Below are 13,966 nucleotides of genomic sequence, written 5' to 3' on the forward strand. Positions count from 1 at the left end.
CCGGTACTAATAGGCCGAGGACTTGACTACAAAGCTGCTACGCGTCCACTGTGCAACTCCCGACAAACGAACACCCCACAAGTGTGGTGTTTGATAAGTCGATAGAGTTACGGCGGTCATGGCGGAGGGGAAACGCCCGGTAACATTCCGAACCCGGAAGCTAAGCCCTCCAGCGCCGATGGTACTGCACTCGGGAGGGTGTGGGAGAGTAGGACACCGCCGGACAACCTTTCCATTCAGGGCCACCCCCACTTCGGGGGTGGCCCTGAATGCGTTTCCATCCCGGAAACCACCGCGACCCCCGCGCCCTAGATCCTTGGCCGCCAGATTCTCGACGTTTGTGTCAAGTTTTTGAGCGGGCGTAACGTTGGGTTGCCCGCTCCACATTTTGCAGACATGGGTTCTGACCAGCCACTTTGGTGTGGCACAGCCGGTCGCCACGGCGGCCGGACATCGGCGCAGCGGGTGGCGGCGGCCGGCCAAGATCGGGCCGCAGGTCCCTGCGTGAGCTTGGCCCGAGGTAGGGCCACAGGCTGTTTGTCCAGCTCAACCGGCCCGCTCGGCGGTCCGAGGCGGAGCCTCTCTGGTGCCAAGGCCGACAATGGGGGGCACGCAGGCCGCGGCCTCAGCTCGCAAGAGGCCCGCGCGTCAGCTGAGGCTCGGGCCCTGCACGGAACTGCCGGGGAACCGCGCACGCCGGCGAGCCTGACCGCCGAGGCGTCCTTGCCGGGAACGCGGCCCGCGTCAGTCGCGGGGTCGGGGCCTCCGAACTCACGGCGACGGTGGCTCGGCGTCAGTCGCGGGTCTGGACCCCTTCGCGGATCTTCCGCAGCAGTTCGCCGGCCTCGTCGACCGGGCGCCCGGGGAACATCGCCATCACCACGCTGCCGTGGTCGGCCCAGCCGCAGATGGCGAAGTCGCCGCCCTCGCCGCTGGTGCTGCCGCACTTCATCACGCCACCCAGCCGGCCCGCCGGCACCTCGCGCAGCCCGGTCACCCGGCCCGTCTCGTCGGCCATCAGGCCGAAGAGGCTGTCCAGGTCGCGCTCCGGCTGCCAGAGCAGGGTCGTGCCGCCGAAGATGAGCACCGACCGCCGCTCGTCGGCCGGGTCGCGGTAGACGGTGCCGAAGCTGCGGTCCAGCTCGATGTCGGCGGCAAAGCCGCTGCGCAGGTAGTCGGCGGTGCTGCGGGCGCGCTCGCTGTCGTCCCGGGTCAGTCCGGCCACCCGGTCCGGCGAGGCCAGGTCGGTGTCCTTCTGCTGCGCCACCCGCCAGCCGGCCGTGCCCAGCGCGCCGGCGCCGGCCAGCCCGGCGACGAGCAGGGCCGCGAGCAGCACCCGCCGGCGGCGCGACCTGGGCGGCTGCTCGGCGGTCGCCTGCGGGTCCCGGTTGCTCAGCTGGATGGGCTCCTCGGTCAGGTCGACGGGCTCGGACCCGTCGTCGACCGGGCGCTCGGTGAGATGTGCGTCGGACATAGCCGACACCGTACGCGAAGCACCGGTGGCGCACGTCAGGTCCGCGGAAGCGCTCCGTAGACTTTCAGGGTGACCGAGAGACTGGATGCCCGACGCCCCGACGCCCCGACCCTGCCCGGCCAGTACCAGCCGGGTGAGGTAGAGCAGCGACGGTACGAGCAGTGGGTAGCCGCCGGGCACTTCCGGGCGTCGGCGGAGAGCGACAAGCCGCCGTTCACCATCGTCATCCCGCCGCCGAACGTCACCGGCTCGCTGCACATGGGCCACGCGTTCGAGCACACCCTGATGGACGCCCTCACCCGGCGCAAGCGCATGCAGGGGTACGAGGCGCTCTGGCTGCCCGGGATGGACCACGCCGGCATCGCCACCCAGAACCTGGTGGAGCGGCAGCTCGCTACCGAGGGGCTGTCCCGGCACGACCTGGGCCGGGAGAAGTTCGTCGAGCGGGTCTGGCAGTGGAAGGCCGAGTCCGGCGGCGCCATCCTCGGCCAGATGCGCCGCCTCGGCGACGCCGTCGACTGGGACCGCGAGCGCTTCACCATGGACGAGGGCCTGTCCCGGGCCGTGCAGACGATGTTCAAGAAGCTCTTCGACGACGGGCTGATCTACCGGGCGAACCGGATCATCAACTGGTGCCCGCGTTGCCTCACCGCCCTCTCCGACATCGAGGTGGAGCACACCGACGACGAGGGCGAGCTGATCTCGATCCGCTACAGCGACGAGGTCGTGGTGGCCACCACCCGGGCGGAGACGATGCTCGGCGACACCGCGGTCGCGGTGCACCCGGAGGACGAGCGGTACCGGCACCTGATCGGCACCGAGGTGGCGCTGCCGCTCACCGACCGGCGGATCCCGATCGTCGCGGACGAGCACGTGGACCCGAGCTTCGGCACCGGCATGGTCAAGGTGACCCCGGCGCACGACCCGAACGACTTCGAGATCGGCCAGCGGCACGACCTGCCGGCCCTGACGATCATGGACGAGCGGGGCATCATCACCGCGCCCGGTCCGTTCGAGGGGCTGGACCGGTACGAGGCCCGCCCGGCGATCGTCGCCGCGCTGCGCGAGCAGGGCCTGATCGTCGCCGAGAAGCGGCCGTACCTGCACGCGGTGGGGCACTGCTCGCGGTGCAAGACCACGGTGGAGCCGCGGCTGTCACTGCAGTGGTTCGTGAACACCGCACCGCTCGCCCAGGCCGCCGGCGACGCGGTCCGCGACGGCCGGGTGAAGATCGAGCCGGCCGAGCTGGCCAAGCGCTACTTCGCCTGGGTCGACAACATGCACGACTGGTGCATCTCCCGCCAGCTCTGGTGGGGTCACCGCATCCCCGTCTGGTACGGCCCGGACGGGGAGATCGTCTGCGTCGGCCCGGACGAGCAGCCGCCCACCGGCGAGGGCTGGCGGCAGGACGAGGACGTCCTGGACACCTGGTTCTCCAGCGGCCTGTGGCCGTTCTCCACGCTGGGCTGGCCGGAGCGTACGCCGGACCTGGCGAAGTTCTACCCGACCAGCGTGCTGGTCACCGGGTACGACATCCTCTTCTTCTGGGTCGCCCGGATGATGATGTTCGGCCTGTACGCGATGGACGGCGTCCAGCCGTTCGACGTGGTGGCCCTGCACGGCATGGTCCGGGACGAGCACGGCAAGAAGATGTCGAAGTCGTTCGGCAACGTGGTCGACCCGCTGGACTGGATCGACCGGTTCGGCGCCGACGCCACCCGGTTCACCCTGGCCCGGGGCGCCAACCCCGGGCAGGACGTGCCGGTCAGCGAGGAGTGGTGCCAGGGCTCCCGCAACTTCTGCAACAAGCTCTGGAACGCCACCCGGTTCGCGCTGCTGAACGGCGCGCACACCGAAGGCCCACTGCCGGCCGCCGAGCGGCTCTCCACCGTCGACCGGTGGATCCTGTCCCGGCTGGCGCACGTCACCGCCGAGGTGGACGAGCAGTTCGAGGCGTACGAGTTCGCGAAGGTCTGCGACCTGCTGTACCACTTCGCCTGGGACGACGTCTGCGACTGGTACGTCGAGCTGAGCAAGCCGGTGCTGGCCGAGGGCGGCCCGGCCGCCGAGGCCACCCGCCGGGTGCTCGGGCACGTGCTGGACCAGCTGCTGCGGCTGCTGCACCCGGTCATCCCGTTCGTCACCGAGGAGCTGTGGCTCGCCCTGACCGGCGGCGAGACGGTGATGACCGCCGCCTGGCCGACTGCCGACCGGGCGCTGCTCGACGACGCCGCGGAGGCCGAGGTCGGCACGTTGCAGCGGGTGGTCACCGAGGTCCGCCGGTTCCGCTCCGACCAGGGCCTGCGCCCCACCCAGCGGGTCGCCGCCCGGCTCGACGGCCTGGCCGGCGCCGGGATCGCGGCGCACGAGCCGCTGATCCGGTCGTTGGCCCGGCTGGACGCGCCCGGTGCCGACTTCCAGGCCAGCGCCACGCTCGCCATGCCCGGCCCGGTGAACGTCGCCCTCGACACCCGGGGCTCCATCGACGTGGCCGCCGAGCGGGCCCGGCTGACCAAGGACCGCGCGGCGGCCGAGAAGGAGGCCGCGCAGGCCCGGGCCAAGCTGGACAACCCGGCGTTCGTCGGCAAGGCGCCGGAGCCGGTGGTCGCCAAGATCCGTGACCGGCTCGCGGTGGCCGAGGCCGACCTTGCCCGGATCGACGCAGCCCTGGAGGCGCTTCCCTCGTGACCGATCGTGACTCCTTCGCCGAGGTCGAGGCCGAACTCGCCGGCCGCGGCTTCACCCGGATGGTCTTCGAGCTGGACCGGATCGAGTCCCTGCTCGATCTGCTGGGCTCCCCGCAGCGGGCGTATCCGGCGATCCACCTGACCGGGACCAACGGCAAGACCTCCACGGCCCGCATGATCGACTCGCTGTTGCGCGCGTTCGGGCTGCACACCGGCCGCTACACCAGCCCGCACCTGGAGACCGTCCGGGAGCGGATCAGCCTGGACGGCGAGCCGGTGAGCGAGGAGCGGTTCACCGCCACGTACCGGGAGGTCGAGCCGCTGGCCCGGCTGGTGGACGAGCGCTCGGCCGAGCCGCTGACCTATTTCGACATGACCACCGCGCTGGCGTTCGCCACCTTCGCCGACGCGCCGGTCGACGTCGCGGTGGTCGAGGTGGGGCTGGGCGGCGCCGAGGACTCGACCAACGTGATCCAGGCCGGGGTAGCGGTGATCACGCCGATCGGGCTGGACCACACCGAGTGGCTCGGCGACACGGTCGAGGACATCGCGCTGCACAAGGCCGGCATCATCCACAAGGGCGCGACGGTCATCTCGGCGGCGCAGGACGAGGAGGCGGCCCGCCCGATCCTGGAGCGCTGCGCCGAGGTCGGGGCGACCATCGCCCGCGAGGGGTCGGAGTTCGGCGTGCTCCGGCGCGCGGTCGCCGTCGGCGGCCAGGTGCTCACCCTGCAGGGCCTCGGCGGCGTCTACGAGGAGGTCTTCGTCCCGCTGCACGGTGCCCACCAGGCGCAGAACGCGGCGGTGGCGCTCGCCGCCGTGGAGGCGTTCCTCGGTGCCGGCGCGCGGCGGCAGCTGGACGTGGAGACGGTCCGCGAGGGATTCGCGACGGCCAGCTCGCCCGGGCGGCTGGAGCGGGTCCGCAGCGCGCCGACGATCCTGCTGGACGGTGCGCACAACCCGCAGGGGATGGCCGCCACGGTCACCGCGCTGCAGGAGGAGTTCGCGTTCAGCAAGCTGGTCGCGGTGCTCGGCGTGCTCGCCGACAAGGACGCGGCCAGCCTGTTGGAGCTGCTGGAACCGGTGGTCGACCAGCTGGTGGTCACCCGGAACAGCTCGCCCCGGGCGATGCCGGCCCGGGAACTCGCCGCGCTGGCCGCCGAGGTGTTCGGCCCGGACCGGGTCGAGGTGGCCGAGGAGATGCCGGACGCGATCGAGGCGGCGGTGGCGCTGGCCGAGGAGGACGTGCCGGGCGAGTTGAGCGGGGTCGGCGTGCTGATCACGGGTTCGGTGGTGACCGTGGCCGACGCCCGCCGGCTGCTGAAGCGATGACCGGCCCGGAACAGCCGCGGGCCGACCGCGGTGCGGGTGACCACCGGGACGGGGTCGGCGCCGAGCATCCCACCGGAGCGGCGCCCGCGCGCCCGGCGGCGGACGCGCCGTCACCCGACCGTCCCGCGGCGGGTGCGCCCGGCGGGCAGCCGGGTGCACCCGACGAGCAGCCCGGCGCGGGAGCCGCGGGCGGGCAGCCGCGGAGGTCCGGGCTGCGCAACCCGGAGCGGGCGGTACGCGGGCTGGGCGCCGGCACGCTGAGCCTGGAGGCGCTGGTGTTGCTGCTGGCCATCCAGCCGATCCGGGTGGTCGGCGGCGACCTCGGCGGCCCGGCGATCGCGGTGGTGGTGGCCCTGGCCGTGGCGGCGGTGGTGCTGGCCGGCATGATGCGCCGGCGGTGGGCCTGGCCCGCGGGCACCGTCCTGCAGGGGCTGCTCATGCTGGCCGGCCTGCTGCACTGGTCGCTGCTCGTGCTGGGCGTCATCTTCGCCCTGGTCTGGGCCTACGCCCTGCACGTCCGCCGGGTCATCCTCGGCTGACCGGGCACCCGGGCTGGGCCTCCTTCAGGCCTCCGCGCGTTCCCGCCACTGGGTCAGTGCGATGCCGTGACCGTCCGGGTCGCGGAACGCGGCCGCCCACACCTCCAGCTTCGTGCCCCGGTTCACCACCCGCGGGGCGTAGGTGAACCGGACGCCGGAGTCGCGCAGCCGATCGTACGCGGCCTGGATGTCGTCGACCTCGAGGTTGACGTGCACCACCCGCCGGTTCACCGCGGCCGCCTCGGTGTTCTCCCGCAGCACCAGCCGCGTGGCGCCGGAGGCGAGCACCGCGTTGCCGGCGCCCCGGTCGACCTCGGTGAAACCGAGCACGTCCCGGTAGAAGGCCAGCGAGCGGGACAGCTCGGTGACCAGCAGGGTGAGCCCCACCCCGCTGATCGGGGCGGCCGGGTCGGCGGCGGCGTCGAAGCCGAAGATGGCCTCGTCCAGTTCCTCCGGGCTGACCGTCTCCTCGCGGACCCGGGGCGGCGACAGCGGATCGTCCAGCGGCAGGTCGATCGGGTCCAGCGGCTCCGCCGGCGGCGCGTCGAACCGCTCCTCGGCGGGCGGACGCGGGGCCGGGGTGGCCCGGCGGGGCAGGGTGCCGCTCTCCGTCGACTGCTCCACCACGGTGCCCTCCAGCACCACCGGCCCGCCGGGGCGCTGGTGCATCCGCACCGGCTCGCGCTCCTCTGCGGGTGGGCCGAACTCCTCGACCAGCGGGTCCGGTGCGAGCGGGTCGCGCGGGTCGTCCCGGAAGTCGTCCTCGGGCGCCCGGTCGGCCCACGGCGGGGCCTCCTGCTGGATCAGCACCTCCTCCACCGGCTCGGCGCCGGCGTACTCGGGCGGGAGGTCGGCGGTGGCCGCGGCCGTCTCGGTGTGGGTGGGCACCTCGTCCCAGAGGACCCGGACGTGCCGCTGGTCGTCCAGCGCCACCCGGATCGGCAGGGCCTGGCCGAGCGACGGCCACTTGGCCACCGGCACCCGTGGCTCGATGATCTTCTTGGAGCGGGGCGGCAGCCCGGGAGCATCGATCACCAGTTGCAGCTCGCACCGGCCGAAGGCGTACTGGGTGGGTGGCTCGGAGGCGCTGTGCACGTGCCCGACGCCGACCACCCAGGTACGCCCGCCGCCGCGCACCGTGGCCAGCGCGATGGCCAGCACCAGCAGTGCCACCCCGAGCGCCACGATCGCCCAGCTGGTCATGCCCAGGCCGAAGAGGACCACGAAGGTGGCCACGGTGCCGAGCACCGCCGCGATCAGCTTGCGTACCGGCGCGATGGGTCGGTTCCCGCCATTCGCCACAGTGGACCTCCCGGGGGTCAAGGGCCAGGCTAGGCCGGATCGGCGGCTCGGGGAAAGACCGGCCGCCGCGCCGGCGCCGGGACCGGGTCGCTAGGCTGACCGTACCCAGCATGACCGCCTTGCGCGCACAGGAGGAACCCAGCGTGTCCAGCACCAGCCCGGATGAGCGCACCCTCGTACTGATCAAGCCCGACGCGCTGCGCCGCGGGCTGGTCGGCGAGGTCATCTCCCGCTTCGAGCGCAAGGGGCTGCGGATCGACGCGATGGTGACCCGGACGATGGACGCGGCGCTGGCCGACGAGCACTACGCCGAGCACGTCGACAAGCCGTTCTACCCGCCGCTGAAGGACTTCATGACCGGCGGCCCGCTGGTCGCCCTGGTGCTCTCCGGCGACCAGGTCATCGACGTGGTGCGCGGGCTGGTCGGCGCGACCGACGGGCGCAGGGCGGCCGCCGGCACCATCCGGGGCGACTTCTCGCTGTCCAACCGGGAGAACCTGGTGCACGCCTCCGACTCGCCGGACAGCGCCAAGCGGGAGATCGCACTCTGGTTCCCCGAGCTCGGCTGACCGATCCGGCGGCCCCGGCCGCCGGCCTCGACACGTGAGGCGGTGCGCGACGCGCACCGCCTCACGACGTTTCGTTGATCATGAGGTTAGCGGCGGTTGTGGAGATCGGGTCCCGCCGCCAACCTCATGATCAACCGGCTGGGCCCGGGCTGCCGGGGACCGGTCGCGGGGGGGCGGTCGGGCGGGGTCAGGGGATGATCGGGGCTGGCCGGGTGGCCTGCGACGGTGCCGGGTGACCCCCGAAGGGCAGCGGGTCGGGGTGCGCCTCGTGCGGGGTCGGCTGGAGTCCGAAGGGCGCCGGTGCCGGGTAGGGCCCGTAGGGCGGCGGCGCCGGGTGGCCGGCGGTCGATGCCTCGACGTGCCCGTCGACCTGCCGGACGATGACCGGCTGCGCGCGGCCGACGGCGGACGTCGGGGCGGGCGCAGCGGCGGGCGGGGTGACGTCCGCCACCGGCTGTGCCGCGGCGGACCGGCCCTTGGCCAGCCGGCGGCCCAGCCCGATCATCGGCAGTTCCACCCAGCGGTACAGCAGGTCGGCGGCGAGCAGGCCGACCACCACGGTGGCGAGGAAGAAGGTGGTGCCCCGGGGCACCGACGGCGCGAGACCGGCCACCGTCGCCGCCGCGAGGTACTGCACCAGGTACAGCGAGTACGACCGCTCGCCGACGAACGCCAGCGGCCGCAGCGCCAGGATCCGGGCCGGGACGCTGCGGGTGAGCAGCGCGGGCAGCAGCAGGGCGGTGCCGAACGCGTAGACCAGCACCCGGGTGTCGTTGTGCCCGTCCGCGGCCTCCGGCCAGTACGGCAGCGACAGGTGCAGCGCGGTGAACGCGACCACCACCACGACCGCCGTGACCGGGTGGGTCAACGGGCGGACCAGGGCGTACGACCGGGGGTTGTGCATGATGATCGCCAGTGCGCAGCCGACCAGGATGACCACGTACTGCACCGGCCAGTACGGCCACGAGGTGAAGACCGGGATCAGGGCGAGCAGCGCCACCACGGCGGCCGCGGTGACCGCCAGCCGCCGGTAGAACGCGCCGGTGACCAGGACGAACGCGAGCAGCGGCCAGACCAGGTAGAACTTCTGCTCGATCGCGATCGTCCAGGAGTGCAGGAAGGACTTGGTCGGCGCGAACTCGTTGAGCATGAGCACGTAGTGCACCATCGACTCGCGGACCCGGTGGCCGGTGCCGTTGACGTGGGCGAGCGCCCAGGTGGCGGCGAGCACCACGAAGTAGACCGGCAGGATCCGGAAGAAGCGCCGGATGTAGAACCCGCGCAGCGACACCCGGCGGCGTGCGCTCTCCTCGCGCAGCAGCAGCGTCGTGATCAGGAACCCGGAGAGCACGAAGAACAGGTGCACGCCGATCCAGCCGGACGTCCAGCCCCAGGCGGAACCGCCGAAGTGGAATGCGACCACGATCACGGCGGCGAAGGCCCGGAGCCCGTCCAGCGCGTCGAATCGGCGCATCGCGAGGAATTCGGAATGGCTGAGTGCGCGCACCGAGCGAGTCTGCGCTAGCGCGCGGGGCAGGTCAAGCCGCGCGGCGGATGTCGGGCGGAGAGGCGGCGGGTGCCGCACCGGTCCTTACCCCGCGAGAGCGGCGGCGGCCGGCGCGCCCCGGGCGCACCGGCCGCCTGCGCCGCCCCGGTCGGGGGTCAGACGTCCGTCGGGGGCTGGGTCCGGGTGGTCACCGCGATCCGGTTCCACACGTTGATCGTGGCGATCGCCATGACCAGGTCGGCCAGCTCCTTCTCCGACCACACCTTGGCGGCGGCGTCCCAGACGTCGTCGGGCACGCCGTGCTCGCCGAGCCGGGTGACCGCGTCGGTGAGCGCCAGCGCGGTGCGCTCCCGCTCGGTGAAGAACGGCGCCTCCCGCCAGGCGGCCACCGCGAACAGCCGGCGGCTCGACTCGCCCGCGTCGAGCGCGTCCCGGCTGTGCATGTCGACGCAGAACGCGCAGCCGTTCAGCATCGACGCCCGCAGCTTGACCAGTTCCAGCACGGTGTGCTCGACGTTGGCCCGCACGTACTTCTCCAGCCCGAGCACGGCGTGGTAAGCCTCCGGCGCCACCTCGGCCGCGTTGATCCGCTGCATGACAAACCTCCCAGGTCGGTGCTGTGCTGTGACACCGGTACGACGAGGCGGCGGGGTCGGGGCGTGACGGCCGGGGCCTGTGACACCGGTCATGCCGGCCCGGACGGCATCAGAGGGTGTCGAGGGAGGCGCGCCGGCGGCTCTCCGCTTCGAACACCTTGAGCAGCACGGCGGCCAGCACCGCGTACCCGGCGCCGACGGCCAGCTCCGCGGCGAGTGGCGGCAGCGCCGCGGCGAAGCCCTCGCCGCCGACCAGCCGGCGGGCCGCCTCGGCGGCGTGGGTGATCGGCAGCACCTCGCCCACCGCCCGCATCCCGGCGGGGAGGCCGGCGGCCGGCACGTTGACCCCGGTGAGCAGGAGCAGCAGCGCCACCGAGACGTTGGAGACCAGCCAGACGTCACGGAAGCGCAGGCCGATGGCGCCCAGGGTCAGCCCGAAGAAGCCGCAGGCCAGGGCCGCCACGGCCATTGTGAGCAGCAGGCCGGGCAGGGCCGCGAGCGGCACCCGCAGGCCGAGCAGCAGCGAGCTGACGGTCAGCGTGCTCACCGCGATCAGCAGGCCGTTGCCGGCGTACGGCAGCACCCGGCCGAGGAACACCGCGGTGCGGCTGCGCGGAGAGAGCAGCACATGCCCGAGGGTGCCGAAGCGGCGCTCGTTCGACACCGCCATGGTGCCGCCGAACACACAGGCCAGCGAGGCGGCCAGCACCGCGTTGCCGACGATGTAGAACCGGTCGTCGGCCACCCCGAGCTGGCGGCCGAGGTAGGCGAAGAAGAGCAGCTGGAACAGCGGTCCCACCAGCAGGGTGCCGACGAACATCGCCGGGGTGGTCCAGTTGAACAGCGCTCGGTAGGCGATCACGCCCCCGGTGCCGACCAGGCGGAGCAGTGCGGTCATCATTGCCTCCTCAGGCCAGCGCGAGGGTGGCCGCGGCGCGGGCCCGCCGCTCGACGTGGGTCATCATGATCGCGCCGACCGCCAGGCAGGCCAGGCTGATCGCCAGGCAGATGCCGAGGGACGGCCACACCGGGCCGGTGCCGGTGGCGGCCTCGCGGACCGCCCGGGCTCCCCAGGTCGTCGGCAGCACGGCGGCGACCGGACCGAGCCAGCCCGGCAGCACGGTGATCGGCACGAGCATCCCGGAGACCAGCCAGATCGGGTACTCCAGCGTGTTGGTGAGCGCGTTGGCGTTGCGCAGCAGCACGAAGGTGGAGGCCAGCAGCAGCCCGAACATGCCCAGCCCGAGGATGCAGCCGGGCACCGCGACGGCGAACAGCAGCGGATGGGCGAAGTCGAGCCGGATGCCGTACAGCAGCCGGCCCCAGACCAACGTGGCGAGCATGGCGTAGGTGCCGGTCAGCGCGGTGGCCAGGGTGATGGGCAGGACCACCAGCGCCGGTGGCCGGGGCGCCAGCATGATCATCTCCAGGGTGCCCTGCCAGCGCTGGTTCTGGATCGCGCCGCCGGAGCCGAAGAGCACCGACGACCAGACCCCCATCAGGCCCGCCCCGACCGCGGCCTCCAGCAGCCGGCCGGGTTCGCCGCCGGCCCGGAACAGGTAGACCGCGAGGGTCGCCTGCACCACCGGCACGATCAGCGCGGTGGCGATCTCGAACGGCGACCGGCTGAGCTGCTTGGCGTGCAGCAGCGCCCCGACCGCGAGCATGCGTAGCGTCCTCACGCCGGCACCGCCGCGACCGGCCGCTCGTCGGCGACCCGGTTGACGATGGCGACGTACGCGTCCTCCAGGGTCGGCTGCCGGGCGGTGACCCGGCCGAGCCGGACCCCGTCCAGCTCCCGCAGCACGTCGGCCTGCACGTCCACCCCCGCGTCGGACTGCACCCCGAGCACCTGGGCGGCGCCGACGACCTCCATGCTCGCCTCCCGCACCCCGCGCAGGGCGCGGATCGCGGCCAACTGCCCGTCGGTCACTCCGTACGCCTCGACCTCCAGCACCCGCCGGCCGTCCGCGTGGTGGCGCAGTTCGGCCGGGGTGCCGAGAGCCTGGATCCGGCCATTGGCGATCACCGCGATCCGGCCGCACAGCTCGTCGGCCTCGACCATGTAGTGGGTGGTGAGCAGCACGGTGGTACCGCTCGCGGCCAGGTCGGCGACGGTCTGCCGCAGCTCGCGGGCGGCCACCGGGTCCACCCCGATCGACGGTTCGTCGAGGAAGAGCACCTGCGGGCGGTGCAGCAGGCCCCGGGCGATGTGCAGCCGCTGCCGCATGCCCCGGGAGTAGCCCTCGACCCGCTCGTTCTCCCGGCCGGTGAGCCGCACCAGGTCGAGCAGTTCGGCGATCCGGCGCTTCTGCTCCCGGCCGGGCACGCCGTACAGCTCGGCGAAGTAGCGGAGGTTGTCCCGGGCGGAGAGCCGGTCGTAGAGGCCACGGTCGCCGCCGAAGACGTACCCGATCCGCCGGCGTACCTCCCGGGTCCGGCTGACCACGTCGTACCCGCAGATCCGGGCGGTGCCGGCGGTCGGGATGAGCAGCGTGTTCAGCAGCTTGATGGTGGTGGTCTTGCCCGCGCCGTTCGGTCCGAGCAGGCCGAACAGCTCCCCGTTGCCGACCGTCAGGTCGACGCCGCGGACCGCCTCCACCTCCCGGTGCTGGGGTCGTAACCATCCGGTCCGGCTGCGGTAGGTGCGCCGCAGGCCGACCGCCTCGATCGCGTGTTCGCTCATGTCCGGGAACCTACGGCCGGGCCGGGCCGGGCGGAAACGGATTCGGCGCCGGCCGAATGCTCAGGCCGAGGCGGTCACCGGCTCCTCGCCGACCAGGTTCACCAGGGCCACGCCGGCGGGTTCCAGCCCGTACAGCACCCGCCGCCCGATCCGGCGCCGGTGCACCACGCCGGCGGCGAGCAGCGCGGCGAGGTGTTCGGAGACGGTGCTCGGGGCCAGTCCCAGGGTGGCGGCGAGCCCGGCGGTGGTGGCCGGGCGGGCCAGCGCCCGCAGCACCCCGGCCCGGCCCCGCCCGACCAGAACGGCTAGCCGGTCCGTCCCTGTCTTCGCCGCCGGGGCGCCGGGGGCCGGCCGGTCCGCCAGCACGACCGCGCCCCGGGCCTGGTAGGAGACGGCGATCACCTCGGGATGGTCGGTGGAGTGGGTCAGCGCGCCCCGGGAGAAGATCAGCGGGATCAGCAGCAGCCGCTGGTCGACCGCGGCGAAGCGCCGCTCGGAGGGCTTGACCAGGGTCAGCACCGGTTTCTCCCAGCGCACCCGCTCGTGCAGGTCGGCGAGGAGCGCGTCCGGCCCGTCCGCGGCGAGCGCCCGCGCCCGGTGCAGCACCTCCTCGTCCAGGGCCGCCCGCATCGCCGGCCACCAGGGCGCGATCGCCGCGTCCCAGTACGCCTGGAGGCCGTCGGCCAGCCGGTCCAGGGCGGCCTGCCGGTCGTCGACGTACGGGCGCAGCCAGGGCGGCAGGTCGTCGGGGCGGTGGTAGCGGGGGATCTGCTCGGCGATCACCTCGGCCGGTGTCGCGCGCAGCGCGGCCAGCTCCTCCGCCAGCGTCGGGCTCGCGGCGGGCGGCACCGGGCCGAGGAAGTCCGGATACCAGGCGCCGGTGGCCGAGTAGAGCCGGACCGGGGCCGTGGCGGGCAGTTCGGCGAGCACCCGGCGGGCGTGCCGGGCCCAGTCGGTGTACGGCCAGGGCGCCTCGTCCGGATAGCGGTCGAGCAGGTAGAGGCTGCACTTGGCTTCCCAGAGGGGACTGGTCGCGATCCGGGTGCGCGCCAGCGTGGGCTCGTCCAATTCGATCCGGATCACGGCCCGAGCCTAGTCGGCGGGCCTCCGGCCGCCGCTTGCCGATTACTCGGCGGCGGTCCGCGGCGGTGGTCGAGTATCCTTGGCGACCGTAAGGCGATGACCCGGCCATCACCGGCGAGCCTCCGGAAGAACAGCCGGGTGACCGGCCCAGTAGAACCGGACGGGTCCGGCCCGTCACAGCCGGCCAACGA

12 protein-coding genes and 1 rRNA gene are annotated in these 13,966 nt (G+C 73.2%); 5 read left to right on the plus strand and 8 right to left on the minus strand.

Going from position 1 to position 13,966, the window contains the following annotated elements; translation table 11 throughout:
• The first annotated feature begins 108 nt into the window (after positions 1-108).
• Positions 109-225, plus strand: a 5S ribosomal RNA gene (gene rrf / locus ACVCAH_RS23820).
• Positions 226-793: 568 nt separating this feature from the next.
• On the opposite strand, the gene ACVCAH_RS23825 is transcribed toward rrf, so the two are convergent.
• The gene (locus tag ACVCAH_RS23825; RefSeq protein WP_447138414.1) at positions 794-1,474 is read right to left on the minus strand and encodes a hypothetical protein; all 681 of its coding nucleotides are present in this window, start codon (positions 1,472-1,474) and stop codon (positions 794-796) included.
• Between the two features lie 69 nt (positions 1,475-1,543).
• Between ACVCAH_RS23825 and ACVCAH_RS23830 the strand changes: the two genes are divergently transcribed.
• From ACVCAH_RS23830 to ACVCAH_RS23840, 3 genes are all read left to right on the plus strand, one after another.
• On the plus strand, positions 1,544-4,162 hold the full coding sequence (locus ACVCAH_RS23830; protein WP_447138415.1) for a valine--tRNA ligase: 2,619 nt from the start codon (positions 1,544-1,546) through the stop codon (positions 4,160-4,162).
• A gap of 59 nt (positions 4,163-4,221) precedes the next feature.
• A complete protein-coding gene (locus ACVCAH_RS23835) occupies positions 4,222-5,493 on the plus strand; it encodes a bifunctional folylpolyglutamate synthase/dihydrofolate synthase (RefSeq protein WP_447138509.1) in 1,272 nt (423 codons plus the stop codon).
• Between the two features lie 212 nt (positions 5,494-5,705).
• Entirely contained in the window at positions 5,706-6,032 is a 327-nt protein-coding gene (locus ACVCAH_RS23840; protein ID WP_447138510.1) for a DUF4233 domain-containing protein, read from the plus strand.
• Between the two features lie 24 nt (positions 6,033-6,056).
• On the opposite strand, the gene ACVCAH_RS23845 is transcribed toward ACVCAH_RS23840, so the two are convergent.
• Entirely contained in the window at positions 6,057-7,334 is a 1,278-nt protein-coding gene (locus ACVCAH_RS23845; protein WP_447138416.1) for a VOC family protein, read from the minus strand.
• Between the two features lie 143 nt (positions 7,335-7,477).
• On the opposite strand from ACVCAH_RS23845, the gene ndk reads away from it, so the two are divergent.
• Complete coding sequence (gene ndk, locus ACVCAH_RS23850; protein WP_447138511.1) at positions 7,478-7,903, plus strand: nucleoside-diphosphate kinase; 426 nt, start codon at positions 7,478-7,480, stop codon at positions 7,901-7,903.
• Between the two features lie 187 nt (positions 7,904-8,090).
• Here ndk and ACVCAH_RS23855 read toward each other — a convergent pair whose 3' ends face one another.
• The 6 genes from ACVCAH_RS23855 to ACVCAH_RS23880 all read right to left on the minus strand — a co-directional run bounded on the left by ACVCAH_RS23855 (position 8,091) and on the right by ACVCAH_RS23880 (position 13,775).
• The gene (locus ACVCAH_RS23855) at positions 8,091-9,410 is read right to left on the minus strand and encodes an acyltransferase family protein (protein WP_447138417.1); all 1,320 of its coding nucleotides are present in this window, start codon (positions 9,408-9,410) and stop codon (positions 8,091-8,093) included.
• 155 nt (positions 9,411-9,565) lie between these two features.
• Positions 9,566-10,006: a carboxymuconolactone decarboxylase family protein gene (locus ACVCAH_RS23860; RefSeq protein ID WP_447138418.1), complete on the minus strand. Its 441-nt coding sequence runs from the start codon at positions 10,004-10,006 to the stop codon at positions 9,566-9,568.
• Positions 10,007-10,115: 109 nt separating this feature from the next.
• The gene (locus ACVCAH_RS23865; RefSeq protein ID WP_447138419.1) at positions 10,116-10,904 is read right to left on the minus strand and encodes an ABC transporter permease; all 789 of its coding nucleotides are present in this window, start codon (positions 10,902-10,904) and stop codon (positions 10,116-10,118) included.
• Between the two features lie 10 nt (positions 10,905-10,914).
• Positions 10,915-11,688 carry an ABC transporter permease gene (locus tag ACVCAH_RS23870; RefSeq protein WP_447138420.1) on the minus strand — a complete coding sequence of 258 codons (774 nt, stop codon included), beginning with the start codon at positions 11,686-11,688 and terminating at the stop codon, positions 10,915-10,917.
• On the minus strand, positions 11,685-12,692 hold the full coding sequence (locus ACVCAH_RS23875; protein WP_447138421.1) for an ABC transporter ATP-binding protein: 1,008 nt from the start codon (positions 12,690-12,692) through the stop codon (positions 11,685-11,687). The genes ACVCAH_RS23870 and ACVCAH_RS23875 overlap by 4 nt, the downstream gene beginning before the upstream one ends.
• Before the next feature lie 60 nt (positions 12,693-12,752).
• Positions 12,753-13,775 carry a helix-turn-helix domain-containing protein gene (locus tag ACVCAH_RS23880; protein WP_447138422.1) on the minus strand — a complete coding sequence of 341 codons (1,023 nt, stop codon included), beginning with the start codon at positions 13,773-13,775 and terminating at the stop codon, positions 12,753-12,755.
• Positions 13,776-13,966: the final 191 nt, after the last annotated feature.

Source organism: Micromonospora sp. LZ34, from assembly GCF_052981855.1.